This is a genomic window from Aggregatibacter sp. oral taxon 458 str. W10330 (genome assembly GCF_000466335.1).
In the GTDB taxonomy this organism is placed as follows: Bacteria; Pseudomonadota; Gammaproteobacteria; order Enterobacterales; family Pasteurellaceae; genus Aggregatibacter.
This window is the reverse complement of record NZ_KE952603.1, coordinates 84,712-110,305: the sequence shown is the minus strand read 5'-3', so window position 1 is coordinate 110,305 and position 25,594 is coordinate 84,712. Positions and strand designations below refer to the sequence as shown.

Here is a 25,594-nt window from a genome sequence, read left to right as displayed (position 1 = left end):
AATCATAGCGCGCGTCTCCCGACGCCTGCTTACAACAAAGCAACAATCAAAAGGCTGTATCAGGAGACGCCGCCATCAATGAATAAGCAATAAACAAAACTCATACCACTGCCGCATCAAACCCGGCATCTTCCACGGTTTCTACCAACGCTGCCGGTTGCACTTTATTTTCATCAAAACTCACGACCGCTTGCGCTTTTTCCAAGCTAACATCTGCTTGCGCCACACCGTCCAATTCGCTCAATACGCGGGTCACGCTTTTCACACAGCCACCACAGGTCATGCCATCAATTTTTAAAGTTACATTTTGCATTATTTGCTCCTTTGTTTAGTTAAACCTTGCCGACCTTGGTCGGTGAGGTTACTATAAACCTTAACGTTAGGTTAAGGTCAAACACTTTTTATGAATATCAGTCAAGCAGCCAAACTCACCGGCTTATCAGCCAAACAAATCCGCGATTACGAAAAACGGGGCTTACTCAAAGCCGGCACACGTACACTTTCAGGTTACCGCTATTATGAAGAAAACGATCTCGCCCGTTTGCGTTTTATCCGCCACTCGCGAGACGTGGGTTTTTCCCTGCAACAAATCGCCCAATTACTCCAATTACAAGACAACCCACATCGCAACAGCCGTGAAGTGAAACAACTTACGGCACAACATATCGAAACCCTCAACGCGCAAATTCAGGCATTACAAAATATGGTGGCTGAACTCCAACGCTGGCACGACAACTGCCAAGGTAACGACTGCCCGGAATGTTCGATTTTGGCAGGGTTGAGTGAATAAGAAAGCGTGAAAAGTGCGGTGAATATTTAGGATATTTTAAAACGACAAAATAAGTGAAACAGATTTCCTTTTAACGTTAAATTCGTTCTTTTGCTCTGGCATAAGCTTCCGTGCGTTCGCGTTTGCCAATAGCAATCACAAAAACCGTAATTCGCATCTGTTGGACTTGATAAACGAGACGATAGCCTAATTTTCTCAACTTAATCTTGTAACAATTCGGCAAATCACTGAGTCGATTTGCCGGAATTTCGGGATTAACAAGCACTTCTGCAAGTTTCTTCTTGAATTGATGACGAACCGTCTCATCTAACTTACGCCATTCTTTTAGCGCCCGAGGATCAAATTCCAGTTCATAGTTCATCTAAGTTAACCTTGATGCCCTTTTGCGGATTTGCCAAGCGATAACGCACTTTTTCCAATAAATCTTGTTCTTTGTCAGTGACTACGACGGATTTAATCGGTAAGCTATGATTATCTGTAATATATTGAAAATAAAGGCGAATTGCCTCGCTTGGTGAAATATTTAGCTGCTCTAATACCGCATAAGCTTGCTGCTTTAACGTGCTATCTAAACGAACATTTAATGTTGCCATCAAAATCCTCCTCGATGTAATGCAGAATGTATGACATAGGATAAAAAGATTTCCTTAGGAAGTAAATAAATTAAACCGACACACTGACGATTTCCGCCACATCCACCGTATCCGCTTTAATCCGCCATTTCACATTCAAGTCATACAACGAAATGCCGTAAAGACGATCGGTGGCTTTGCCTTGTTGATACGCTGGGCGGGGATCTTGTTGGATCACTTCGGTAATAAAACGTTGTAAGTGCGGTCGATTTTTGCTGTGTTTTTTGACAGCACTTTCCGCTTCTGCAGTAAATTCCACATTTAGCAACGGTTTCGGTTCGCTTTGGGCGAAACCGGAAATCGCGTTCGGTTCACTGTCCGCATAGGCAAGATAAGGTTTGATGTCGAGAATCGGTGTGCCGTCCACTAAATCGACGGCACCGAGATGTAACAACACCTTGCCGTTTTTACATTCTATGTGGCGCAATTCCACTTTGGATAACCCAATGGGATTCGGGCGATGTGTCGAGCGCGAGGCAAACACGCCAACCCGCTGATTGCCACCTAAACGGGGTGGGCGCACGGTAGGATGCCACTTACCTTGCGGAATGTGATCAAATTGAAAAATCAGCCAAAGGTGGCTGAATTGCGCTAAACCGCGTACAGCTTCCGCTTGATTGTAAGGGGGAAACAATTCGACAATGCCGGTGCCGTCCTGCACTAAATTGGGTTGACGCGGCACAGAAAATTTTTCTTTGTAAGGGGTATGAATCACCGCAACGGGCTGCAATGTGAGAGAATCAGACATATTTTCCTTAAAACAGTTAAAATCTGCAAAATAACCTTGTAGAATGGCGCCTATTTTAGCTAAAAGTGCGGTAAAAAATCGCCTTATTTTTCGTTATTCGAGTAGCCATTATGACAAAAAAGACAATAAAAATGTGGATTGAAACAGCGCGTCCAAAAACCCTGCCGTTGGCCTTGGCAACCATTTTAACCGGTTCGGCACTTGCCTATTGGGCGGGCAGTTTCCATTGGGGAATCACGGTGTTATGTTTACTCACCACGTTATTTCTGCAAATTCTTTCCAACTTCGCCAATGATTACGGTGATCACCAAAAAGGCTCCGACACAGCAGAACGTATTGGGCCATTACGCGGCATTCAGCAAGGCGCCATTTCTGCAGCACAACTGAAAAAAGGGCTTTATGTCATGATCGCCTTGAGTTTCCTTTGTGGCGCGCTCTTAATCGGCATGGCTTACCAAAATGTGAGCGATTTAATCGCCTTTTCCCTTCTCGGTGTATTGGCTATTGTTGCCGCCATCACCTACACCGTGGGCAGCAAGCCTTACGGCTATTTGGGTTTAGGCGATATTTCCGTGTTAATTTTCTTTGGGCTATTGGGCATCGGCGGCACCTATTATCTGCAAGTGCATGACTTCTCTGCTGTTATTTTACTGCCTGCCATTGCCAGCGGATTACTTGCGACAGCTGTATTAAATATCAATAACTTGCGTGATATTGAACAAGATCGCAAAGCAGGTAAAAACACCCTTGCCGTGCGCTTAGGTCCGCATCATGGGCGGATTTATCATTGCTTGCTACTTTCTATCGCTGCCTTGTTTTATCTTTTGTTTGCCCTCATGAATTTGCGTAATCCGTTGAGTTTCGTCTTTTTGCTCACTTATCCGCTCTTGTTCAAACATGCGCATTTTGTTTTCTCTCATAAAGAACCGGTGGCATTGCGCCCGATGTTAGCGCAAATGTCGCTGATTGCGTTACTTATCAATGGGCTATTTAGTTTTGGCTTGCTTCTAGGCTGAAACGGACTATACTAGCTCGCAGTATTTATCTTAAAAATAGGGTCTTTTATGTACATTGATACTTCTGAACTTTGTGATATTTATCTCGATCAAGTCGATGTTGTCGAACCTGTTTTCTCAAGTTTCGGCGGGTTAAGTTCTTTTTATGGCAAAGTCACCACCGTAAAATGCTTTGAAAATAACGGGTTAATCGCTGAAATTTTAGAAGAAAACGGTGAAGGACGCGTATTAGTCGTTGATGGCGGCGGTGCCGTGCGTCGTGCATTAATTGATGCGGAACTCGCACAATTAGCCGCAGACAATCACTGGGAAGGCATCATTGTTTATGGTGCAGTTCGTCAAATCCAGCAGTTGGAAAATATCGACATCGGCATTCATGCCTTAGCGCCAATTCCGGTGGGCGCGGATGAAAGCAATCATGGCGAAACCGATGTTCCGGTTAATTTTGGTGGCGTGACCTTCTTCCCAGAAGATTATATTTATGCTGATTTAACCGGCATTATTCTGTCGCAAGAGCCGTTAGATTTAGACGATCCGGAACAAGAATAGGCAGAAGCATTAAATTCTCCTCAGTGCGGTTGAAATTTTTATTATTTCAACCGCACTTTTTTTTTGCGCTACTTCACAAATCCACAAAAAAGGCGTTGCTTTTTATTTATACAATGATAGTTTTCTAACATATTGTTTACATTGTTAGGCAATATGTCGATCTTCTATTTTATTTAAAAGGATGAAACCATGAGCAACACAACACTAAATAAAAATGGGATCAACAAGCGTGTGATTATCTTGATTTCTGCAGTTATTCTCTTTTTTGTCTTACTCAATACACTGCCTTTTGATAAAAATGCCAATGGTGGGTTGGCATTATTGGCTTTGGTTGCCATTTTGTGGTTAACGGAAGCCTTACACGTCACGATCACGGCGTTAATTGTTCCGCTACTTGCCATTTTCTTAGGATTAGTCAAAACCAGTACGGCACTAGCCACCTTTGCCGATCCGAATATCTTCTTATTCTTCGGGGGCTTTGCTTTAGCGACAGCGCTTCATATTCAACAGTTAGATAAAATGATCGCCAACAAAATTATGGCTTTGGCAAAAGGCAATTTATTTGTCGCGGTGATGTATTTATTCTCGGTGACTGCGTTTTTGTCCATGTGGGTCAGTAACACCGCGACTGCAGCTATGATGTTACCCCTTGCCATGGGCGTGCTTAGCCGGTTGGATCGTAATTCAGAACATAACACCTATGTGTTTGTGCTTTTAGGGATTGCGTATAGCGCCAGTATCGGTGGTATGGGAACCTTAGTAGGAAGCCCACCAAACAACATCGTTGCAACGCAATTGCACCTCACCTTCGCTGATTGGTTGTGGTATGGCTTGCCTATCATGATTATCTTAATGCCAATCATGATCGGAACGCTGTATATTGTCTTCAAACCAAAACTCAATATTCGTTTTGACCAACAATTTGAAGCGATTCCAATGAATAAACAACGTTGGATTACCTTAGCGATTTTCGTCTTTATTGCATTGAGCTGGGTTTTCAGTAGCCAAATCAACCCGATTCTTGCAGGCGCATTAGGATTAGAGGGGAAAATTGCCAGCTTCGATAGCGTGATTGCTTTATCTGCCGCGGTTATCCTTTGTGTTGCCGGCGTAACAAACTGGAAGCAAATTCAAGACAATACCGATTGGGGCGTATTAATGCTCTTCGGTGGCGGCTTAACCTTAAGTGCGGTATTAAAAAATTCCGGTGCAAGCAAAATCTTGGCTGACGGTATCGTATTCCTGATTGAAGGTGGTCACTTCTATCTCATCGGTTTATTGGTTGCTGCATTCATTATTTTCTTAACGGAATTCACCTCCAACACCGCCAGTGCAGCCTTGTTAGTGCCGATTTTCATTTCTATCGCACAATCTCTTGGTATGCCGGAAATTGGCTTAGCCTTAATCATCGGTTTAGGTGCGTCTTGTGCCTTCATGTTGCCGGTGGCAACACCGCCGAATGCCATTGTGTTCGGTACCGGTGAAGTGAAACAAAGTGAAATGGTAAGAGCCGGTATTCTTTTAAATATCGTGTGTATCTTTGTTATCGCGACCTTCGGTTACCTCTTCTGGTTGCAATAGTCAAAAGGACACTTTATCGCATACACGCGCCTATTTTGTCGGAAAAAACGACCGCACTTTATATGCTTGGATGTTCCCCGTGTTCATCCAAGCGAAATTAGGGTAGAATTCGGCCTTTATTTTTCGTTTATCCTAGGATGTTGTGTATGCGATTGAATCAATCTTCTCTTTATAAACTTCTAGCGCTTTCCGTGGCGGTGATATTAGCCGGGTGTTCACCAACGGAACATCAAAATACTTCAAAACGCAGCGCTCAATCAACGAGTACGGATATTGATCCGCAAAAATTCGGCGCGATATACAAAGGACGGACCTATCAACAAGCTATTTTCAGCCCAGTATCCCGTGTGGAAAACCAAAGTGCGGTCATAAATCAAGGCGATTTTTTAACCCAACTTTCCAATGTGAATACGTACTCCGGCAAACTGAGCCGCAATTTTGCGCCGACCTATGAAAAAATCACCGCATGGGTATTAGCCGGTGCCAATGTGAGCAAACTTACTGATTTCGGCATTAATCCACAAGTGATGAAAGGCTTTGACGGCTATCAAAACGTGTTAATGACGGGCTATTATTCCCCGGTGATTCATGCTCGCCGCACACCGCAAGGCAAATATAACCAACCGATTTATGCGCTTCCGTCACAAAAGCGTTTTTCTCGTGCTGAAATTTATGCCGGTGCATTGAAAGGCAAAGGATTAGAACTGGCGTATAGTGATTCCATGATTGATAACTTCCTGCTTGGCGTACAGGGCAGTGGTTACGTTGATTTTGGTGATGGCAATTTGAATTATTTTGCGTATGCCGGCCAAAATGGTTACCCGTACGCTGCCGTGGGACGTTTGTTGGTGGAAGACGGCGAGATTCCGAAAGAAAAAATGTCTATTCAGGCGATTCGTGATTGGGCGAATGCAAACCCGTCACGGGTTCAAGGTTTGCTTGAACGTAATCCGTCTTATGTCTTCTTTAAGAATGATCCGAATGGCAAAGTGAAAGGCGCGGCAGGCGTTCCGTTAGTGCCAATGGCTTCGGTGGCTTCTGACCGTGGTGTGATTCCGTTGGGGAGCGTCTTGTTAGTCGAAGTGCCACAAATTGATAATGAGGGTAATTGGACGGGTGAACACAAACTGCATTTGATGGTGGCATTAGATGTAGGCGGTGCGGTGAACGGACACCATTTCGATTTATATCGTGGTATCGGCGATCAGGCAGGGCATATTGCCGGCTTGTCAAAACATTATGGTCGCGTTTGGGTATTACGTTAATGGCGCGTGTGGATAATTACGAACAACGTTTCGGCGGTATCGGTCGTTTATATGGCACCGAGGCTTTAACCCGTTTACGCCAAGCGCATATTTGTGTTATTGGCATTGGCGGTGTGGGTTCTTGGGCGGTGGAAGCGCTTGCTCGCTCAGGCGTGGGAAAAATCACGATGATTGATATGGATGATATTTGTGTCACGAATATCAATCGCCAAATTCATGCCTTGACAGGCAATATCGGTCAGCTCAAAACAGAGGTCATGCAACAACGGGTGAAATTGATTAACCCCGAATGCGATGTCAATGTCATTGATGATTTTATTTCTGCGGATAATTTATCCCAATACCTTCGTGCTGAGTATGATTATGTCATTGATGCCATTGATAATGTGAAAACAAAAGCAGCGTTAATTGCCTACTGTAAACGCCATAAAATCAACATTATCACCGTGGGTGGCGCCGGCGGGCAAACGGATCCAAGCCAAATTCAAATTGCCGATTTAAGCCGCACCATTCAAGATCCACTGTTGGCAAAAGTGCGGTCGGTTTTACGCAAGGATTATCATTTCACGCAAAATCCAAAACGTAAATTTTCCATCGAGGCAGTCTTTTCTACCCAACCACTGATTTTTCCTCAAATGGGAGAAAACTGCTCTACGTCAGCCACCATGAATTGCGCCAATGGGTTTGGCGCGGCAACGATGATTACGGCGACCTTTGGATTTTTTGCGGTTTCTCGTGTCATTGATAAGTTATTACAGAAAAAAGACTGACTTATTTTTTTTCATAAAAAAAGATAGTCATCCAAATAAAAAAAGAGTAACCTAATCGCGTTTTATTCAACTTATCTGTCCCATTATAAAAGGAAATACAATGACTCAATTCGTACAAGGTTTGAAAAAAACGGCGATTGCCACAGCGATTCTTTCTTTCTCCGCGGTGGCTTCTGCAACCATCGTAACTTCTGTTAAACCATTAGGTTTTATCGCCTCCTCTATTGCTGATGGTATCACCGACACGGAAGTGTTAGTCCCGGCCGGTGCGTCACCACATGATTACAGCTTAAAACCCTCCGATGTGCAAAAGCTCAAGTCCGCTGAAATGGTCGTTTGGATCGGCGAGGATGTGGATGGCTTTTTAGATAAATCCATTGATGATCTGGACTATAAAAAAGTCTTAACCATCAAAGACATTGCCGCCATTGAACCGTTCTTATTAAAAGGTGAACACCATCACCATCATCATGGCGAAGGTGAAGCGCATGAGGATCATGATCATGCCCACGAAGGACATCACCACGATCACGAGAAACATGAGCATAAACACGAAGAACAGGATCACAAACATGAACACGCCGGGCATGAACATCATCATGATCACGACCATGAAGACTTAGGCGTAAATTGGCACGTTTGGTACTCTCCGGACATCAGTAAATCCGTTGCGCAACGCATTGCGGCAAAACTGATTAAACAATATCCGGAGAAAAAAGAACAGATTGAAAAAAATGTGGCGGAATTTAACCGCACTTTAGATGAGCAAAGCGCGAAAATCAAAACACAATTGGAAAGCGTAAAAGATAAAGGTTTCTATGTATTCCACGATGCTTACGGCTATTTCAACCAAGCCTATGGATTGAACCAAACCGGTTATTTCACCATTAATCCGTTGGTCGCACCGGGTGCAAAAACCTTAGCAAAAATTAAAGAAGAAATTGCCGAACACAAAGTCAACTGCTTATTTGCTGAACCACAGTTCACGCCAAAAGTGATTGAAAGTTTAAGCAAAGGGACACAAGTGAATGTCGGTCGTCTTGACCCGATGGGCGATGCCGTTAAACTGGGCGTTAATTCTTATGCCGCTTTCCTTCAATTTACCGCAGATAGCTATGCACAATGCTTAGCAAAATAATGCGCACTTTTCTTAACTAAACGGATGCCGCCCTCACATAACAAACCAGATTGAGGGTGGCATTTTTGTTTAGGCACGTTCTGAATAACGGCGTTTAGTCAGGCTACCGCATTTTCAACTTGATAGAGTCGATAACTCACTTGCCCGCTGTCTTTTTGTTTTAACACCATCCAGTTTTCCGGTACGTTTGGTTCCTTGCCTTTTTCCGTTTCCACATAAACCAAGGCTTGTGGGCGAAGCCAGTTGTTTTGCGCTAATAAAGCAATAGCTTGCTCGGCTAAATTAAAATGAAACGGCGGATCGAGAAAGACCACATCAAAGTACGGTTGATTTTGCGCATGATTTAAAAAGTGCAGGCTATTTTGATTGACGACTTGTGCGCGATCGGCACATTTCAAGGTTTGAATGTTCTTGTTTAATTGTTGCGCCACCGCTTTTTCCAATTCCAAAAAGGTCACTTTTGCCGCTTGGCGAGAAAGCGCTTCAAAACCAAGAGAGCCGCTACCGGCAAAACAGTCTAAGCATTCACTGTCAACAATGTAGGGCATTAGCCAGTTAAATAGCGTTTCTTTTACCCGATCGCCGGTAGGGCGCAAGCCTTGGGAGGGCAGCACAGGCAATTTTCGCCCGCGCCATAACCCGGCGATAATGCGCACTTCGCCTTTCGTGCTGTGTTGTGTTGTTGCTTTTTTCATATAAATCGGCAGGAAAATGATGTGTTTTTTTGCTAGAATGAGCGGCATTTTATCAAGTTTAAACAAGAGTGGGCAATTTATGTCAGATGAAAAGAAAAAAGGCGGATTTTGGTCTTGGTTCGGATTAGGCAAAAATAAACAGGAAACATCAACAGAACCGAAAGCACCGGAATCACAAAAACCGCTTTCTCATGAACCCGAAACGCAAGATGTAGCGCAAGAAACGGCGGAAAAAACAACCGCACTTTTAGATGAAACCGCACGCGAAAATCCATCAACAGAAGAGACATTGATGGCGCAAGCGTCCACGCTTGTGCCTGAAGTTCATGAAGCGCAATCTGAAATAACGCAATCGGAAGAAGATGGGGCACACGCTGTGAAGCGTGCGCCATCGGTTGAGGTAGAGACCTTTCAAGAGGAAAACCCGGCGGCACAAGCGTGGACGCTTGCGCCATCAGATGAGTCAACTCAATCTATTGAAGAAACGCTGGAAAATCCAACCGCACTTTCTGCGAGCGAAGCAGAAGTACAAGTCGAAAGTGCGGTAGATATTAAAGATGAATTTATCGCTGAAACGGAAGAACACGAAGAAGAAAGCGCCGTTGCCGACATGGCAGAAACACAGGAAAAACCAAGTGAAGGTGGCTTTTTTAGTCGATTACTCAAAGGTTTGGTGAAAACCAAACAAAATATTGGGGCAGGCTTCCGCAGTTTCTTTCTTGGTAAAAAAATCGATGATGAATTGTTTGAAGAATTGGAAGAACAACTTCTCATTGCCGACATCGGCGTGCCGACAACCACAAAAATTATCAACAACTTAACGCAACATGCGACCCGTCAGCAGTTACAAAACGCCGATACCTTGTACCAACAACTTAAACTGGAAATGGGCGAGATCCTAAAACCGGTGGCACAACCATTACGCATTGATGGCAGCAAAAAGCCTTATGTGATTTTAATGGTGGGTGTGAATGGTGTAGGTAAAACCACCACTATCGGCAAACTGGCGCGTAAATTCCAAATGGAAGGCAAATCCGTCATGTTGGCGGCGGGCGATACTTTCCGAGCCGCCGCAGTAGAGCAGTTGCAAGTGTGGGGCGAGCGTAATCACATTCCGGTGGTGGCGCAAAGTACCGGTTCCGATTCGGCATCGGTAATTTTTGATGCGATGCAATCAGCGGCGGCGCGCAATATTGATGTGCTTATTGCCGATACTGCCGGTCGTTTACAAAATAAAAATAACTTGATGGACGAGTTGAAAAAAATCGTGCGCGTGATGAAAAAATACGATGAAAGTGCACCGCATGAAATTATGCTGACGTTGGATGCGGGTACCGGTCAAAACGCCATTAGCCAAGCTAAGTTATTTAACGAAGCCGTTGGGCTTACCGGCATCAGCCTAACCAAATTGGATGGTACTGCGAAAGGCGGCGTAATTTTTGCCATCGCCGACCAGTTCAATTTGCCGATCCGCTATATCGGCGTAGGCGAAAAAATTGAAGATTTACGCGAATTTAACGCAGAAGAATTTATTGACGCTTTATTTGCTCATGAAGAGGAATAAAGTGTGGTTCAAAAATGACGTGTTTTTTAGAGAAGAAAAATGATTCGATTTGCAAATGTGAGTAAAGCTTATTTGGGCGGAAAACCGGCGCTGCAAGGGTTAAGCTTTCATTTACCGGTGGGCAGTATGACCTACTTGGTGGGGCATTCCGGTGCGGGGAAAAGTACCCTGCTGAAATTAATTATGGGCATGGAGCGTGCCAATGGTGGGCAAATTTGGTTTAACGGACACGATATTACCCGTTTATCCCGCCATGAAGTACCGTTTTTACGCCGTCAAATCGGCATGGTGCATCAAGATTATCGTTTATTGTCCGATCGTTCCGTGTTGGATAACGTGGCGCTGCCGTTGATTATTGCCGGACAACACCCGAAAGATGCCAATAGTCGTGCGTTGGCAGCATTGGATCGTGTGGGATTGCGTGATCGCGCGCATCATTCCACGGCGCATTTGTCGGGCGGCGAGCAACAACGGGTGGATATTGCCCGCGCTATCGTGCATAAACCGCAATTATTGTTAGCCGATGAACCCACCGGCAATTTAGACAGCGCACTGTCTTTTGAGATTTTCAATTTATTTGAAGAGTTTAATCGTCTTGGCATGACCGTCTTAATTGCCACGCACGACATTAGCATTGTTCAACAAAAACCTAAACCTTGCCTTGTGCTTGAGCAAGGTTATTTGCGTTAGGAGGTAACATGAATTCTCGTCGTTTTAGTTTGCCTTTTGGCGCCCAAGCCCTGTATTCCCTGCGTGCCGTGTTTGCCGATTTATATCAACGTAAATTTGCCACGCTCATCACCGTGTTAGTGATCGCTGTGTCCTTAACGATTCCAACTGTAAGCTACCTGCTTTGGAAAAATATTCATGACGCCACCACGCAGTTTTATCCGGAAAGTGAACTGACCGTGTATTTACATAAAAACTTGTCAGAAGACGATGCCAATTTGGTGGTGGAAAAAATCCGTCAGCAAGAGGGCGTAGAGTCGCTCAATTACATTTCTCGCAAGGAAAGCTTAAGCGAATTTCGTCAATGGTCGGGTTTTAACGAAGAACTGGATGTGTTAGATGACAATCCATTGCCGGCGGTAGTGATGATTAAACCAACCAAAGCCTTTAACGAATCGCAAAAACGCAATGAATTGCGGGAAAACTTGGATAAAATCAAAGGCGTTCAAGAAGTGCGTTTAGATAACGATTGGTTGGAAAAATTGACCGCACTGACGTGGTTAGTGGCGCATGTGGCGATTTTCTGTACGCTGCTGATGGCAGTTGCGGTTTTCTTGGTGATCGGCAACAGTATTCGTGCTGACGTTTACAGCAATCAAGCGAACATTGAAGTGATGAAATTGCTCGGTGCGACCGATCAATTTATCCTCCGCCCATTTCTTTATACCGGCATGATTTATGCGGTGTTAGGTGGCATTTTGGCGGCGATTTTCAGTAGCTTGGTGATTGGCTATTTCACCGGTGCGGTGAAATATGTGACTGATATTTTCGCCGTGAGTTTTCATTTAAACGGCCTCAGTTTTGCCGAATTTCTTTTCTTGCTAATTGTTTGCATGATGATGGGCTATATCGGCGCATGGTTATCGGCAACACGTTATATTCGCTTGTTAGATAAGAAAGGTTAGACGATAAAAACACAAAAGAAAAAGACCGCACTTTAAGGCTGTAAAGTGTGGTCTTTTTTATGGTTATTTTCTCTGCGTGTCTCGCCGAATTTCTAGGGGAGGATGTCGCATTAACAAATCACAAGATTGACGTTTTTATTTTTTAATAATTCATCAATCCCTGCCGGCACATCCGAGTCGGTGAAAACATATTCCACATCCGTAATCGAACCCAGTTTCACCATCGCGCGGCGACTAAATTTAGAGTGATCGGTGACTAATAAGGTGTTGCGTGAATTATCAATAATGGCACGTTTCACTTGCACTTCGTGATAATCATAGTCCAATAAGGTACCGTCTAAATCAATGGCGCTAATGCCTAACACACCAAAATCTAAGCGAAATTGTGATAAAAATTCTACGGTGGATTCGCCGATAATGCCCCCGTCTTGGCGTAGGGAACCACTGGCGATGGTAATATCGAAGGAATCATTTTGCATCAGAATGTGCGCAGCATTAAGATTGTTGGTCACAATGCGTAATCGTTGATGTCCTAATAATGCAAAGGAAACGGCTTCGGAGGTAGTGCCGATGTCAATGAATAACGATGCACCGTTTGGGATGAGCTGTACGACCTGTCTTGCAATACGGTTTTTTTCTTGAGAAAAAAAGTGTTTGCGATCGTGATAATCGCTATTTTCCGCCGTAGAAGGCGAGGCTGCGCCACCGTGATGACGGCGGATAAAGTTGGTTTCCGCTAGTTCGTTTAAATCTCGCCGAATGGTTTGCGGACTCACGCCAAATAAAGCCACCAATTCCTCTGTGCTTAAATAGCCTTTTTGTTTGACCAGCTCAACAATTTTCTGATGACGAAGAGATTGTTTCATAATCACTTTTCCTTCTTTCGCAAGATTTTGCGTGCCAATGTAGCGTATTTAATGGGGGAAATCACGACTTAATGCGAATTTTTCGATCCATCCAAGCGAGTCCCATGCCCACCAACAATCCTGAAATATGTGCCGTATTGCCGATTTGAATGTCGATCAACGGGCCGGCAAAGCCCAGTAAAATCCCGATGAGTAACATATTGAAAAAGCCGTCCGGCAATGCAAAAACGGTTTGTTTATGGATTTTATCCAACACAAACACATAGCCTAACACCGCATAGACAACACCCGATAAGCCGAAAAATTCCGGACCGCTGACAAGATTTTGCGCTATGCCGCTTATCACGCCGGCAAAGAAGTAAATTTGCAGCAGTTTTAAAGAACCTAATTGACGCTCAATCGCACCACCAAAAATCCACCACCAAGTAAGATTAAACAAAATGTGCATATTGGATAAATGCACTAAGGTATGCGTAAAATAACGCCAAATTTCACTTTCTTGTGTCGCCTCTTCAGGGAAATGCGTTGCCAATAAAATGGGTTCGGCAAAACCGAAAAGCATAAAAAGATAAATGACGACACAAAGTGCGGTGATGATCACAGTGATTTTTTGTTGTTGAAGATAAGAAAAAATAGAAGCCTTATTTAAGTGAGAGGAGGGGAGGGATGTCGCATGAACGTGAGTGTTGTCGCTGCTTTGTTGCCACGCACGGGCGTTTTGTTGCGCCAACCATGCCTGTAAGAAGTTTTCGCTTTCCGCAATGATGGCGTCAAAGTGCGGTGAATTTTGTGGGAGAAATACATCATAAACCACATTGCCTTGTGCATCTTGAGTTTCTTGAATAACGAGTTCAACGTGATATTTTTTTGCAATTTCATCACGGAAATGCTGTGCTAACGACGGGATTTCACTACCAAACAAATGCTGCATTTGCTATATTCCTGTTCCAAAATTTTACGTATGGAGAAAAAATGAGAAATCAAAATTTGCCATCAGGGTTCAGCCCCTTTACGTGGGCAATTGCGGCCTTTTGTTTCCCGATATTCTTGTGGCCGTTAGCGATGCTAATTTCACCGCACTTATTGAATAATACGCATCTCAGCGACAACCAAATCACTGCCATGTCCGTTTTTCTTTGGGTCTATCCTTTTCTCCTTGGCATCGTGGCGCGTGTTTTCTATAAACTCCATCAACGCCACCCGGCTTTTGCCCGCAGAGGTTTGGCGTTAAGTGCGGTCATTTTTTACGGCATTTTCTATTACATCGCCTCTGTTGGGTTTAACGCATAACCAGTCTCTAACGGTAGGTTCGCCTTTTCCCACGCGGCGAAACCGCCCTGCAGACTATACACCTTTTCATAGCCGTTACGCAGCAAAAAGGCTGCCACGTTACGGCTACTAATACCATGATAGCAACTGAGAATGATCGGCTGATCGTAATCATACAACGCCTCAAAGTGTGGCCAAGTGGCTTCCGTTAAATTAAACGCGCCTTTGGGATGGGCATAGCTAAAGGTTTGCGCATCACGCACATCGGCTAATACAGCCGCATCGTCATGTTGAAGCATTTCCCAAGCTTGTTGCGGCGTAATTTCAAGACATTCCGTCATTCGTCTTACCATTTTTTTGATTTATTAATGTGATTTGTGGCTTGTACTATAAAGAATTTTATCCGTATATGCCATGGCAATCGCTGACGCCAAAAAACCTAAATGCAACAATAACTGCCACATCATCGTTTTTTCCGGCATATTCGTTGCGTTAACGAAGGTTTGTAACATATGAATAGATGAAATACTAATGATCGACATGGCTAATTTAACTTTCAACACGGAGGCGTTGACATGGCTCAACCATTCCGGCTGATCCGGGTGTCCGCGTGTGCGGAGCTTGGAGACAAAGATTTCATAACCGCCGATAATCACCATGACTAATAAATTCGCAATCATCACCACATCAATCAGGTTTAACACCGCCAGCATAATGGTATTGGAATCCATTTCGTTCAGGTTGACAATCAACTCCCATAACGATTTCATGAATTTATACGCATAAATCCCCTGCACAATAATTAAGCCGAGGTAAATTGGTAATTGTAACCAACGGCTGGCAAAAATAATTTTGCTGATTGCGGTTGGCTCATAATGCGATTTGGTTTGTTGTGTATCTGTTTGTTTTATCGTGGTTTGTTGCATAATTTTTCCCCTAAAATAGAAATAAATTCAAAAGGGCGCAAAATTAACCGTTTTTTGCTAAGTTTTCAATATTTTTTGCGTTTTAAAATAAAAAAGAACCGCACTTTAAATTCAATTAACGTGCGGTTCTTTCGCGATTTTCTTTTAGTTAACGAGAATAAATTAATTCTTCGCGTTTGCTGCAGCTTTTACGATTGCGGCAAAGGCAGGGGCTTTTAAGGATGCGCCACCCACTAATGCGCCGTCAATATCCGGTTGGGTAAACAATTCTGCCGCATTCGCATCGTTTACAGATCCACCGTATTGAATGATCACTTGATCAGCAACGGCTTGGGATTTTTTCGCAATATGACCACGGATAAATGCGTGCACGGCCTGCGCTTGTGCTGGAGTCGCAGATTTACCGGTACCGATTGCCCAAATTGGTTCATAAGCAATCACCGCACCGTTGAAGGCTTCTACGCCCAAGAGATTGATAACGGCATCAATTTGACGCGCGCAAACTTCTTCGGTTTTGCCCGCTTCATTTTCCGCTTCGGATTCCCCGATACATAATACCGGCACTAAGCCTGCTTCTTTTAACACACCGAATTTTTTCGCCACGAATTCATCGCTTTCTTTGTGATAAGTACGGCGCTCGGAGTGACCAATAATGATGTATTTCGCGCCAAAATCTTTCAACATTTCAGTGGAAATATCACCGGTGAAAGCACCTTTCACATTCACATCCACGTTTTGTGCGCCTAATTGAATGATATTTTGACCGCCACAGCTACAACCACAGCCTGATAATAATTTTTCTGCTTCCGCTAAATACATGACCGGTGGGGCAATTGCCACATCACAGCCGGTTACACCGTGTAATGCTTCTTTTAAGCCGGTGATCAATTCACGAGTGAAGGCTTTGCTACCGTTTAATTTCCAGTTACCCATAACGAGAGGACGACGAGCCATTTTGTTTCTCCTTAATCTGATTGAATAAAAACTGTGGTTACTATAGCAAAAAATCCCTCTTTTTCGGTAAAAAAGAGCGTCGTTCTAAAAAATTTTCTTGGTAACAGATGATTCTTTTGCACTAAAAAGATACAATCTACTGTATAAATTTAACAAAAAATGACCGATTTTCTCATGATTAAAATTTTTAAAGCTGAACAATGGAACCTAGAAATTCTGCTGCCGTTATTTGAAGAATATCGTCTGGCTCATGGCATGGCAGAAAACCCTGAGCGCACATTGGCTTTCTTAACCAATCGCATTCGTTTTAGTGAAAGCATCTTTTTCTTGGCTTTAGATCAAAATGAGCATGCGGTCGGTTTTATCCAGTTATACCCCCGCCTATCTTCTTTGCAATTACAACGTTATTGGCAGTTAACGGATATTTTTGTTCGTCAGAGTGAGAAAACGAATGAAATTTATACCGCACTTATCGCCAAAGCCAAAGAATTCGTCAGTTATACGCAGTCCACAAGGCTCACCGTAGAACAGGATATTCAACAACATCATTTGCTGGAAGATGAAGGGTTTAGGGCGATTCCACATAAAATGGTGTTTGAGTTAGAAGTTGCGTTAGCATAAAGCATTCATTGCTATTTAATGCCATCGCGCCTATTGAGATGATGCACGTTGTGCAATTTTACGGAAATAATTTTCGTGCTACGTTTCGCAGACGTAGCACGATTTTTTTATCCATTATCGACGATTTAGCCACGCCATATATTCTGCCACACCTTCAGCCACGGTTTTAAACGGTTTGTCGTAGCCGGTAGCGCGGAGTTTGGTTAAATCCGCTTGCGTGTATTCTTGATAGCGGGATTTTAAATGTTCCGGGAATGGGATGGTTTCCACTTCGCCTTTGCCATGGAATTTTATCACTGCTTTTGCTACTTCAGCAAAAGATTCCGCATTGCCGGTACCACAATTGAAAATACCGGAAATGCCGTTTTGCCAGCACCAAATGTTCACTGCGGCGACATCGCCCACATACACGAAATCACGGCGGAAGTGTTCGCTACCGGCGAAGAGTTTCGGGTTTTCACCTTTGAGAATTTGATTATTTAAGTGGAACGCGACACTTGCCATAGAGCCTTTGTGGCCTTCACGTGGGCCGTACACGTTGAAATAACGGAAACCGCACACCGGTGATTGCGCTTCAGGTAAAATGGCGCGCACATATTGGTCGAATAAGAATTTGGAATAGCCGTACACGTTCAACGGGCCTTCAAATTCGCGTTCTTCGCGGAATTCGGTTTTGTCGCCGTAAGTGGCGGCACTGGACGCGTAGAGGAACGGAATTTGGCGATCTAAGCAGTAATGCAACAACTCTTTGGAATATTCGTAGTTGTTATGCATGATGTATTTGCCATCCCATTCGGTGGTGGCGGAACACGCACCCTCATGGAAAACGGCATCGATGTTACCTAAATCATCGCCGGCGATAATGGAGGCGATAAAGTCTTCTTTGTCGCAATAATCGGCGATGTCTAAATCCACTAAATTAATGAATTTTGTGCCGTCTTTTAAGTTATCTACCACTAAAATGTCTTTACGACCCATGTCGTTTAATGCTTTGACGATATTGCTGCCGATAAAGCCTGCACCGCCGGTTACGATAATCATAGTTGTGTCCTTTTACGAGATAAACATGGAACGAAAGGGAATCATTCCGCCCACCGAAATGAAAGTGCGGTAAAAATTTACCGTGTTTTTTAACCGCACTTTTAAATTAAATATAGAAGCAATTTAGCCGACTTGCGATATCAATGGCAATACGCTGCTCACTGTGTCTTCGCGTGTTCATGCCTCATACGCTGATGTACATAAAACGGTAACCTATTGTAACGAAAAAGAGAAAGGCGCTCAATGTGCCGACAAAAGTCACCGATAGCCCGCCCCTCAGTATACGCAACAAAGGCTAAAGCATGAGGTTTAACGTACTAAGCCCAATAATATCTCACCACATGGAAGAAAATCGGCGCAGCGAAGCAAAGGGAATCCATGCGATCCAACATACCACCGTGGCCACTAATCATATTCCCCCAGTCTTTTACGCCCATACTGCGTTTCATGGCAGACATCACCAACCCACCTAAAAAGCCCATGAGGCAGATTAATAAGCTCATTAACACCGCTTGTATCGGGTTAAACGGGGTAAGCCAATAGAGCAAGCCACCCAGCACACTGGCGCTGATGACACCGCCCACAAAACCTTCTACGGTTTTGGATGGCGAGAGTTTTGGCGCAATTTTGTGTTTGCCGAATAACTTACCCCATACGTATTGCAACACATCACTGGATTGCACCACTAAAATCAAGAAAATCATCAATAGCAGTTTTTTATCTTCAAAACCTTTAATGTCTAATGTCAGGATTGCCGGGATATGGGAAATGCAGAAGACGCTGATCATCAATGCCCATTGCACTTTGGTGGAACGATCTAAGAAATGTGCCGTATCACCCAACAACGCGGAGAGGATTGGCAAAAATAGAAAGCCATACACTGGAATGAAGATAGTGAACATACTGAACCAGTCAATTGCCACTAAAAAATATTGAAGAGGCAGAATGACGTAGAAACAAGCGGCAAGTGCGAGATGATCGCCACGACGAATATAAAGCAAGGATAAAAATTCACGCAATGCCATGAAGGAAATCACAAAAAATAACCCGATCACGCCATAAAAACCCAATGCCGCGGCGGCAAAGATGATCAGAATCATGACCCACCAGGCATTAATTCGTGCGTTAAGATTATCAATTACCGCATGAGGGGTGGAAAAGCCGACTTTGAATTTCAATCCATAACCGATTGATGACGCAATAATTAAAGTGATGATTAACCCACCAAACAGTTGCCATATTTCCATTATGCTTTCCCTTTTTCGGTTAAATTTAGACTTAATAGTGCCTGTTCGGCTCGGTTCAAGAAATCGGTTTTGTCTTCCGCTTCACGGTAGAAGAACGGCTCTCCCATGTATAAATCGCACAACAGCGGAATTGGTACCACAAAACCCTTCGGCAAAACATTATGCATATTACTAATCCATACCGGCACAAGTTCTAATTGCGGGTTTTGCTTTGCGATGTAATACAAACCACTTTTGAAAGGTTGTAGCGCCACATCGTCGTCCATTTTACGGGTGCCTTCAGGGAAAATAATCAGAGAATGATGTTGCAGGGCATCGCTAATTTGTTGGGTAATGGCTTGTGGATTGTCGCCTCCCCGCTCAATCAGCAACATATTGAACACATTATACGCCAAGAAACGACGAATCGGCCCTTTTGTCCAATAATCCGCGCCGGCAACCGGGCGAGTGTTTTTGCGCACTTGATAAGGCAAAGAGACCCACAACAAAATAAAATCACCGTGGCTGTTATGGTTGGCAAAATACAAACGATGTTTATCCGCGGATTGCTGTTCCACATTTTTTTGCGGGCGCACACCGGTGATAAAGGAGGTGAAACGACATAAGAGAAAATCAATCAATTTGGCTAACATAATCACGCTCCTATTCATTACCCACTTCGGCTAAACCGGACTTCACGCGTTTTACACAGGTGGCAATTAATAGAATGATGACAACCCAAAGCAACCAATAGAGAAAATCCGGTAAAGTAGGGACAAAAACATAAACCAAGCCTAACACGCCAAACAAAAACGCCCGGTCGCTTTTACCTAACGGACCATCATAACGACGTGTTTTTCCTTGCACTTGCCCGAGCACACCACAAAATTCCGTCAATGCCGACAACCAAATGATCAAGCCGATTTGTAACGCATCAAAAGGATGGACAAAAGCAAAAGGCAGATATAACGCGGCGTCAGACACGACATCAGTGATTTCATTCAGGTATCCGCCCAAACGGGATTTTTGGTTAAATTCACGCGCTAACATACCATCAATGGCATTAAGTGCCATGCGCACGAACAACCAAATAGGAATCAAAATAAAAAGCCAATGATAACCGGAAAGTGCGGTCAAAATTAGCCCTAAAATGACAGAAATGGCACACGCGGTTAAGGTGACTTGATTGGCGGTCACACCACGTTGTTCCAGCTTTATCACGAGAGGACGTAATAGATTTTGGAATTTGGGTTTCAGATCATAAATACTCATCACATTCTCCTTAAACCTTAAAAAGGAAAGAGTAAAGGAATAAGAAACACACTCACTAACATCACTAAAAGAGTGAACGGCACACCGACTTTAACAAAATCAGCAAATTTATAACCACCGGGGCCGAAAACCATGGTATTTACCGGCGATGACACCGGTGTCATAAACGCAGCTGAAGCAGCGATGGCCACCACCATCGCAAATGGCATCGGGGATAAATTGAGTTGATGTGCCATTGTAATAGCGATTGGCACAATCAAAATTGCAGTCGCTGTGTTAGAAATGAATAAACCGACAACGGCAGTGAGAATAAACAGGCTAATTAAAATCCAATGTTTACCCATGCCGCCAACTAAATTCAGCATTAACTCGACAATCACCGACACCCCGCCGGTTTTCTGTAAAGCTAGCGAAAATGGCATCATCCCGACAATCAGCACAAGGCTTGACCAGTGAATTGAATCATAGGCGCTTTTGCTATCCACGCAACGGAAGTAGCCTAGCATTAAGCAAGCAATGAGAGCAGTCACCACATTTGGCACGACACGGGTTACCATCAGCACCACCATCACCAAAATGCTCAATAAGGCATAAGGGGCTTGGCTTTGCGCCGGCACCGCACGGGTAATTTCACTTGGATAATTCAACACAAAGAAATCTTTGCTGTGGCTACGCATTTGCTGGATGAGTTTCCAATCGCCAATCACCAGCAATAAATCCCCGGCTTTATAGGGCGTTTCAACAAAATGCCCACCAAGCACTTCGCCGTCACGCTTAATGCCCACCACATTCAAACCGTATTTGGAACGGAAAGCCAGCTCTTCAGTCGATTTTCCGATACAGTCGGAATCCGGCACTAAAATCAATTCCGCCATGCCAATCGAACTGGCTTGTTCCGAAAAAAACTGCGCACGAATTTCCGCCCGCTCTAAATGATATTCCTGACAAAAGGCTTTTAAATTAAATTCAGGATCGCTGCTATCCATCAATAAAATGTCTTTCTCACGGACGTCTGAGGAACCAAGCGCCGCAATAAATATCGGGCGAAAACGCTTCCAACGCTCAATTGCTAACACATTCAAACCAAATTTAGAACGTAAATGTAATTCATCCAGATTTTTACCAATCAGCGGAGAGCCTTTTTTCACCACAAAACGCTGCGTGCGTTGTTGCAAACCATACTCATGAATCAAATCACTCATGGAACGTTTATCCATGCTATTAGTTTCATTTTCTTTATCGGACTTTAACCAACGACGGGCAACCAGCATATAGCCGATCCCCATAAACAAAATCACCAAGCCAATAGGCGTAAAATCAAAGAACTTCAAACGCATATCGGTTTCACGTACCAACTCGGCATTCACCACAAGGTTCGGTGCTGTCGCAATCAACGTCAGCATACCACTGATAAGCCCGGCGACACTCAGTGGCATCATCAAACGTTTCGGAGAGATATTCATTTGGCGACAAATCATCAGCACCACAGGGATGAAAATGGCCACGACACCCGTGGAACTCATGAAAGCCCCTAGCCCTGCCACCGCTAACATCATGAAAACCAATACACGTGCTTCACTGTTATGAGAGGCTTTTAACAGCCATTCACTCACTTGATACGCCACACCGGTGCGTACCAAGCCCTCCCCAACAATGAACAATAAGGCAATCAGAATAATATTAGGGTCACTAAAACCGGCAAACACTTCTTGTACGGTTAAAATGCCACTGAGGCTGAACGCCAACATCACCAAAATGGCGATGACGTCCATGCGAATGCGGTTACGAATGAAGAGAATCACGGAAGCAATAAGCAACAAAAGCACCCATACCCAAGGTTCCGGACGGAAAGAATCCATTAAGCGGGCAAATTGGTTCATGGCGTCCTCCGTGCTAAAAATGGGCAAATGTAGGTTAAATTATAGCGATTCTAATAATTTTTTAACAGGCGCAAAGCTACGGCGATACTGTGGTAAAAGGCCAAATTCGGCGATTTTTTCCAAATGCAATTTCGTTGGGTAGCCTTTGTGTTGCGCAAAGGCATATTGTGGATATTGTTGATCCAATTCCAACATTTCCTGATCCCGTGCGACTTTTGCCAAAATAGATGCTGCGCTAATTTCCGCCACCAAAGCATCCCCTTTAATAACGGCTTGAGCAGGTATCAACAAATTCGGCGGAATCCGATTGCCGTCCACCAACACGAAGTGCGGTTGAATTTTCAAGTGTTTTACCGCCCGTTCCATGGCAAGCATGGAAGCATGCAAAATATTCAACTCGTCGATCTCATGTGATTCAGCCCGACCGAGCGCCCACGCCAGTGCTTTTTGCTTAATTTCTTGCGCCAGCAATGTACGTTTTTTTTCTGACAGTTTCTTAGAATCGGCAAGTCCCTCAATAGGATTGTTCGGATCTAAAATCACTGCTGCTGTCACCACCGCACCGACTAAAGGCCCGCGCCCCACTTCATCCACGCCGGCAATCAGTGCATAGCCCTGTGGGTACACAAACTTATCCATGGGATGGCTCCAATAAATCAATCACTGCTTGGGCGGCTTGTTGATCGGCATTGCATTGGATCATTTGGTGCAATTCGGCAAAACGTTGTAATAAAACATGGCGATTTTGCACCGCACTTTTGTCCTCACTTAAATAGTAGGACAATTTTTCTGCCAAATTCGTCGGATTACAGTCTTCTTGAATTAATTCCGGCACTAACATTTCACCTGCCAGCAAATTAGGTAAAGAAATATATTGGGTTTTCACCAGCCGTTTTGCTAAGAAATAGGTGAAAGGCTTCATGCGATACCCCACTACCATCGGGGATTTACATAACATGGCTTCTAACGCGGCCGTGCCCGAAGCGAGCAAGGTTGCCTCGGCAGCGATCATGGCGGCACGCGCATTGCCATCCAATAAAATCATGTCCAATTCCGGCGCAACGCGTTGTTTGATTTGTTCAAATTGCTGACGACGTTTTTGATTAATTAACGGCACAAGAAATTTAACGTCCGGATAACGCTGATGTAGCAGTTGCGCGGTTTGCAAGAAAGGTTCGCTAAGAAATTCCACTTCAGCACCACGGCTTCCTACTAACATCGCGACATAACGTTGTGTTGAGTCTAAATTGAGTAATTGGCAGGCTTCCTCGCGATTCGGTTTCAATGGAATGGCATCTGCCATAGTGTGACCAATAAAACGACAAGGCACATTGAAACGATCATAAAAGGCTTTTTCAAAAGGCAAAAAGGCAAGCACCAAATTGGTTGCCGCAGCGATTTTATACACGCGTTTTTGACGCCATGCCCACACGGACGGACTCACATAATGAATGGTTTTAATGCCTCGTTGTTTGAGCTTCAATTCTACGTCTAAATTAAAATCCGGCGCATCAATGCCAATGAAAACATCCGGTTTTAATGCCGATAATTGCTCGATGATGCTACGGCGGATTTTAAGTAAGCGCGGCAGGTGTTTCAACACCTCCACTAAGCCCATCACGGATAATTCTTCCATATCAAACAGGGTTTCAAACCCTTCGGCAATCATGCGTTCACCGCCAATACCGATAAATTTGGCCTGCGGATAACGCGCTTTAAGGGCATGAATTAAACCTGCGCCGAGAATATCACCGGATACCTCACCGGCAATGATCGCAATCGTTGGGGAATCCTTGAAAGAGTGTGAATTTAGCATAGTCAAAACTCTGAAAAAAACGACCGCTCTTTTGGTCATGAAAAAGAGCGGTCGGCAATAGATGAATTGATTAAAAGGGTTAACGGATAATGCCGCGAGTGGAACGTTTAAAGAAATCTAAGAAGAAACTGATCGCCGATTCCGTTGCGGCAATTTGTTCAATTTCCGGCATCACTTCATCTAATGTTTTACCGCTACGATAAATCATTTTGTAAACGTTACGAATCGCATGCATTGTCGGTTTATCAAAACCGCGACGTTTTAACCCTTCGATGTTGACACCAAACGGTTGAGCATGGTTGCCTTGCGCCATGACATAGGGCGGCACATCTTGGCTGACCATGGAACCGCCGCCCAACATCACATGAGCGCCTACGACAACGAATTGGTGAATTGCAGACATTCCGCCGACAATGACGAAATCGTCCAATTCCACGTGTCCGGCAAGGGTAGCGTTATTGGCTAAAATACAGCGGTTTTTAATTACGCAGTCATGTGCAATATGGACGTTAATCATGAATAAGTTGTCATCACCGATTTTCGTCACACCGCCACCTTGTACGGTACCACGATGAATGGTGACACTTTCACGAATACGGTTACGGTTACCGATCACAACACGTGTCGGCTCGCCCTGATATTTAAGATCTTGGTTCACCTCACCGATGCTGGCAAATTGATAAATTTCATTATCTTCACCGATTCGTGTATGCCCATTAATCACAACATGGGAGTGGACGACGGTGCCTTTGCCGATCTCAACATCTTTGCCGATGATGGTAAACGGGCCGATAACCACGTTCTCACCAATTTTTGCACCTTCTTCAACAATGGCCTGCGGATGAACCTTGGCTGTTGGGTGAATCATATTTATCCCCTTGTCTGAATTATGCTACGCGACGAGCACACATTAGTTTCGCTTCACAGGCCACTTCACCATCAACGGTTGCTGTAGCGGTAAAGGCAGTAATACCACGGCGTTCTTTAATCACTTCAACGTGTAATACCATTTGATCGCCAGGAACAATCGGACGCTTAAAGCGGGCTTCATCAACACCGGCGAAATAGAAAATTTCACCACCGGCCAACTCATGGGTTTTAAACGCTAAGATGCCCATAGCCTGCGCCATGGCTTCAAGAATTAACACGCCCGGTAAAATGGGATTTCCCGGGAAATGACCGGTAAAACAAGGCTCATTCACACTGATATTTTTAATCGCAGTCAACCATTTGCCTTCTTCAAAATTAAGCACTCGATCCACTAACAAAAAAGGATAGCGGTGTGGCAATAATTGCATGATTTCATGAGATTCGATAATTCTTGAGGTTTGTTCAGTCACG

At 44.1% G+C, this 25,594-nt stretch carries 31 protein-coding genes; 12 read left to right on the top strand and 19 right to left on the bottom strand.

Features of this window, described 5'->3' with window-relative positions; genetic code table 11:
* Window positions 1–100: 100 nt before the first annotated feature.
* Window positions 101–313, bottom strand: coding sequence for a heavy-metal-associated domain-containing protein (locus HMPREF9065_RS06500; RefSeq protein ID WP_021615723.1), 213 nt, complete (start codon window positions 311–313; stop codon window positions 101–103).
* Window positions 314–403: 90 nt separating this feature from the next.
* Here HMPREF9065_RS06500 and HMPREF9065_RS06505 point away from each other — a divergent pair, with 90 nt between their 5' ends.
* The gene (locus HMPREF9065_RS06505) at window positions 404–790 is read left to right on the top strand and encodes a MerR family transcriptional regulator (protein WP_021615722.1); all 387 of its coding nucleotides are present in this window, start codon (window positions 404–406) and stop codon (window positions 788–790) included.
* A 76-nt stretch (window positions 791–866) separates the two neighbouring features.
* On the opposite strand, the gene HMPREF9065_RS06510 is transcribed toward HMPREF9065_RS06505, so the two are convergent.
* The 3 genes from HMPREF9065_RS06510 to tsaA form a co-directional block, all read right to left on the bottom strand.
* A complete protein-coding gene (locus tag HMPREF9065_RS06510) occupies window positions 867–1,151 on the bottom strand; it encodes a type II toxin-antitoxin system RelE family toxin (protein WP_021615721.1) in 285 nt (94 codons plus the stop codon).
* On the bottom strand, window positions 1,141–1,383 hold the full coding sequence (locus HMPREF9065_RS06515) for a type II toxin-antitoxin system RelB/DinJ family antitoxin (protein ID WP_021615720.1): 243 nt from the start codon (window positions 1,381–1,383) through the stop codon (window positions 1,141–1,143). The genes HMPREF9065_RS06510 and HMPREF9065_RS06515 overlap by 11 nt, the downstream gene beginning before the upstream one ends.
* Before the next feature lie 70 nt (window positions 1,384–1,453).
* Window positions 1,454–2,170: a tRNA (N6-threonylcarbamoyladenosine(37)-N6)-methyltransferase TrmO gene (gene tsaA, locus HMPREF9065_RS06520; protein WP_021615719.1), complete on the bottom strand. Its 717-nt coding sequence runs from the start codon at window positions 2,168–2,170 to the stop codon at window positions 1,454–1,456.
* Between the two features lie 110 nt (window positions 2,171–2,280).
* On the opposite strand from tsaA, the gene HMPREF9065_RS06525 reads away from it, so the two are divergent.
* The 6 genes from HMPREF9065_RS06525 to znuA all read left to right on the top strand — a co-directional run bounded on the left by HMPREF9065_RS06525 (window position 2,281) and on the right by znuA (window position 8,489).
* Window positions 2,281–3,186, top strand: a complete 906-nt coding sequence (locus HMPREF9065_RS06525; RefSeq protein ID WP_021615718.1) for a 1,4-dihydroxy-2-naphthoate polyprenyltransferase — start codon at window positions 2,281–2,283, stop codon at window positions 3,184–3,186.
* A 48-nt stretch (window positions 3,187–3,234) separates the two neighbouring features.
* Window positions 3,235–3,735, top strand: a complete 501-nt coding sequence (gene rraA / locus HMPREF9065_RS06530) for a ribonuclease E activity regulator RraA (protein ID WP_021615717.1) — start codon at window positions 3,235–3,237, stop codon at window positions 3,733–3,735.
* A 189-nt stretch (window positions 3,736–3,924) separates the two neighbouring features.
* Entirely contained in the window at window positions 3,925–5,316 is a 1,392-nt protein-coding gene (locus HMPREF9065_RS06535) for a DASS family sodium-coupled anion symporter (protein ID WP_021615716.1), read from the top strand.
* A gap of 146 nt (window positions 5,317–5,462) precedes the next feature.
* Window positions 5,463–6,581 carry a murein transglycosylase A gene (gene mltA / locus HMPREF9065_RS06540; protein WP_021615715.1) on the top strand — a complete coding sequence of 373 codons (1,119 nt, stop codon included), beginning with the start codon at window positions 5,463–5,465 and terminating at the stop codon, window positions 6,579–6,581.
* Window positions 6,581–7,351, top strand: a complete 771-nt coding sequence (tcdA, locus tag HMPREF9065_RS06545) for a tRNA cyclic N6-threonylcarbamoyladenosine(37) synthase TcdA (protein ID WP_021615714.1) — start codon at window positions 6,581–6,583, stop codon at window positions 7,349–7,351. The genes mltA and tcdA overlap by 1 nt, the downstream gene beginning before the upstream one ends.
* A 100-nt stretch (window positions 7,352–7,451) precedes the next feature.
* On the top strand, window positions 7,452–8,489 hold the full coding sequence (gene znuA / locus HMPREF9065_RS06550) for a zinc ABC transporter substrate-binding protein ZnuA (protein ID WP_021615713.1): 1,038 nt from the start codon (window positions 7,452–7,454) through the stop codon (window positions 8,487–8,489).
* 98 nt (window positions 8,490–8,587) lie between these two features.
* On the opposite strand, the gene rsmD is transcribed toward znuA, so the two are convergent.
* A complete protein-coding gene (rsmD, locus tag HMPREF9065_RS06555; protein ID WP_033002469.1) occupies window positions 8,588–9,184 on the bottom strand; it encodes a 16S rRNA (guanine(966)-N(2))-methyltransferase RsmD in 597 nt (198 codons plus the stop codon).
* 79 nt (window positions 9,185–9,263) lie between these two features.
* Here rsmD and ftsY point away from each other — a divergent pair, with 79 nt between their 5' ends.
* Genes ftsY through ftsX form a run of 3 tightly spaced genes read left to right on the top strand, consistent with a single transcriptional unit; the run spans window position 9,264 to window position 12,382 of the window.
* Entirely contained in the window at window positions 9,264–10,748 is a 1,485-nt protein-coding gene (ftsY, locus tag HMPREF9065_RS06560; RefSeq protein WP_033002468.1) for a signal recognition particle-docking protein FtsY, read from the top strand.
* A 39-nt stretch (window positions 10,749–10,787) separates the two neighbouring features.
* Complete coding sequence (gene ftsE, locus HMPREF9065_RS06565; RefSeq protein ID WP_021615710.1) at window positions 10,788–11,438, top strand: cell division ATP-binding protein FtsE; 651 nt, start codon at window positions 10,788–10,790, stop codon at window positions 11,436–11,438.
* Window positions 11,439–11,446: 8 nt separating this feature from the next.
* A complete protein-coding gene (gene ftsX / locus HMPREF9065_RS06570; RefSeq protein ID WP_021615709.1) occupies window positions 11,447–12,382 on the top strand; it encodes a permease-like cell division protein FtsX in 936 nt (311 codons plus the stop codon).
* A gap of 110 nt (window positions 12,383–12,492) precedes the next feature.
* On the opposite strand, the gene HMPREF9065_RS06575 is transcribed toward ftsX, so the two are convergent.
* Window positions 12,493–13,248 carry a DeoR/GlpR family transcriptional regulator gene (locus tag HMPREF9065_RS06575; RefSeq protein ID WP_021615708.1) on the bottom strand — a complete coding sequence of 252 codons (756 nt, stop codon included), beginning with the start codon at window positions 13,246–13,248 and terminating at the stop codon, window positions 12,493–12,495.
* A 61-nt stretch (window positions 13,249–13,309) separates the two neighbouring features.
* Complete coding sequence (locus HMPREF9065_RS06580) at window positions 13,310–14,179, bottom strand: rhomboid family intramembrane serine protease (protein ID WP_021615707.1); 870 nt, start codon at window positions 14,177–14,179, stop codon at window positions 13,310–13,312.
* Window positions 14,180–14,220: 41 nt separating this feature from the next.
* Here HMPREF9065_RS06580 and HMPREF9065_RS0109435 point away from each other — a divergent pair, with 41 nt between their 5' ends.
* Window positions 14,221–14,538 carry a DUF5389 domain-containing protein gene (locus tag HMPREF9065_RS0109435; RefSeq protein WP_033002452.1) on the top strand — a complete coding sequence of 106 codons (318 nt, stop codon included), beginning with the start codon at window positions 14,221–14,223 and terminating at the stop codon, window positions 14,536–14,538.
* Here HMPREF9065_RS0109435 and glpE read toward each other — a convergent pair.
* From glpE to tpiA, 3 genes are all read right to left on the bottom strand, one after another.
* Complete coding sequence (gene glpE, locus HMPREF9065_RS06585; protein WP_033002451.1) at window positions 14,508–14,858, bottom strand: thiosulfate sulfurtransferase GlpE; 351 nt, start codon at window positions 14,856–14,858, stop codon at window positions 14,508–14,510. The two genes, HMPREF9065_RS0109435 and glpE, sit on opposite strands and share 31 nt — an antisense overlap.
* 24 nt (window positions 14,859–14,882) lie before the next feature.
* Window positions 14,883–15,443 carry a TIGR00645 family protein gene (locus tag HMPREF9065_RS06590; RefSeq protein WP_021615704.1) on the bottom strand — a complete coding sequence of 187 codons (561 nt, stop codon included), beginning with the start codon at window positions 15,441–15,443 and terminating at the stop codon, window positions 14,883–14,885.
* 162 nt (window positions 15,444–15,605) lie between these two features.
* On the bottom strand, window positions 15,606–16,397 hold the full coding sequence (gene tpiA / locus HMPREF9065_RS06595) for a triose-phosphate isomerase (protein ID WP_021615703.1): 792 nt from the start codon (window positions 16,395–16,397) through the stop codon (window positions 15,606–15,608).
* 174 nt (window positions 16,398–16,571) lie between these two features.
* Here tpiA and HMPREF9065_RS06600 point away from each other — a divergent pair, with 174 nt between their 5' ends.
* A complete protein-coding gene (locus tag HMPREF9065_RS06600; RefSeq protein WP_033002467.1) occupies window positions 16,572–17,018 on the top strand; it encodes a GNAT family N-acetyltransferase in 447 nt (148 codons plus the stop codon).
* A gap of 114 nt (window positions 17,019–17,132) precedes the next feature.
* Here the strand turns inward: HMPREF9065_RS06600 and rfaD are convergent, their stop codons facing one another.
* From rfaD to fabZ, 9 genes are all read right to left on the bottom strand, one after another.
* Window positions 17,133–18,059, bottom strand: a complete 927-nt coding sequence (gene rfaD / locus HMPREF9065_RS06605; RefSeq protein WP_021615701.1) for an ADP-glyceromanno-heptose 6-epimerase — start codon at window positions 18,057–18,059, stop codon at window positions 17,133–17,135.
* Between the two features lie 317 nt (window positions 18,060–18,376).
* Window positions 18,377–19,306, bottom strand: a complete 930-nt coding sequence (locus tag HMPREF9065_RS06610; protein WP_021615700.1) for a phosphatidate cytidylyltransferase — start codon at window positions 19,304–19,306, stop codon at window positions 18,377–18,379.
* Window positions 19,306–19,938: a lysophospholipid acyltransferase family protein gene (locus HMPREF9065_RS06615; protein WP_033002450.1), complete on the bottom strand. Its 633-nt coding sequence runs from the start codon at window positions 19,936–19,938 to the stop codon at window positions 19,306–19,308. Before HMPREF9065_RS06615 ends, HMPREF9065_RS06610 begins: the two co-directional genes overlap by 1 nt.
* Window positions 19,939–19,948: 10 nt before the next feature.
* Window positions 19,949–20,557: a CDP-alcohol phosphatidyltransferase family protein gene (locus HMPREF9065_RS06620; RefSeq protein ID WP_021615698.1), complete on the bottom strand. Its 609-nt coding sequence runs from the start codon at window positions 20,555–20,557 to the stop codon at window positions 19,949–19,951.
* Window positions 20,558–20,574: 17 nt separating this feature from the next.
* Window positions 20,575–22,437 carry an SLC13 family permease gene (locus HMPREF9065_RS06625; protein ID WP_021615697.1) on the bottom strand — a complete coding sequence of 621 codons (1,863 nt, stop codon included), beginning with the start codon at window positions 22,435–22,437 and terminating at the stop codon, window positions 20,575–20,577.
* A gap of 39 nt (window positions 22,438–22,476) precedes the next feature.
* Entirely contained in the window at window positions 22,477–23,076 is a 600-nt protein-coding gene (rnhB, locus tag HMPREF9065_RS06630; protein ID WP_021615696.1) for a ribonuclease HII, read from the bottom strand.
* Window positions 23,069–24,253, bottom strand: a complete 1,185-nt coding sequence (gene lpxB / locus HMPREF9065_RS06635) for a lipid-A-disaccharide synthase (RefSeq protein ID WP_033002449.1) — start codon at window positions 24,251–24,253, stop codon at window positions 23,069–23,071. The genes rnhB and lpxB overlap by 8 nt, the downstream gene beginning before the upstream one ends.
* Window positions 24,254–24,332: 79 nt before the next feature.
* Window positions 24,333–25,121 carry an acyl-ACP--UDP-N-acetylglucosamine O-acyltransferase gene (gene lpxA / locus HMPREF9065_RS06640; RefSeq protein WP_006716881.1) on the bottom strand — a complete coding sequence of 263 codons (789 nt, stop codon included), beginning with the start codon at window positions 25,119–25,121 and terminating at the stop codon, window positions 24,333–24,335.
* Window positions 25,122–25,140: 19 nt separating this feature from the next.
* Complete coding sequence (gene fabZ, locus HMPREF9065_RS06645) at window positions 25,141–25,551, bottom strand: 3-hydroxyacyl-ACP dehydratase FabZ (RefSeq protein ID WP_021615694.1); 411 nt, start codon at window positions 25,549–25,551, stop codon at window positions 25,141–25,143.
* Between the last annotated feature and the right edge of the window lie 43 nt (window positions 25,552–25,594).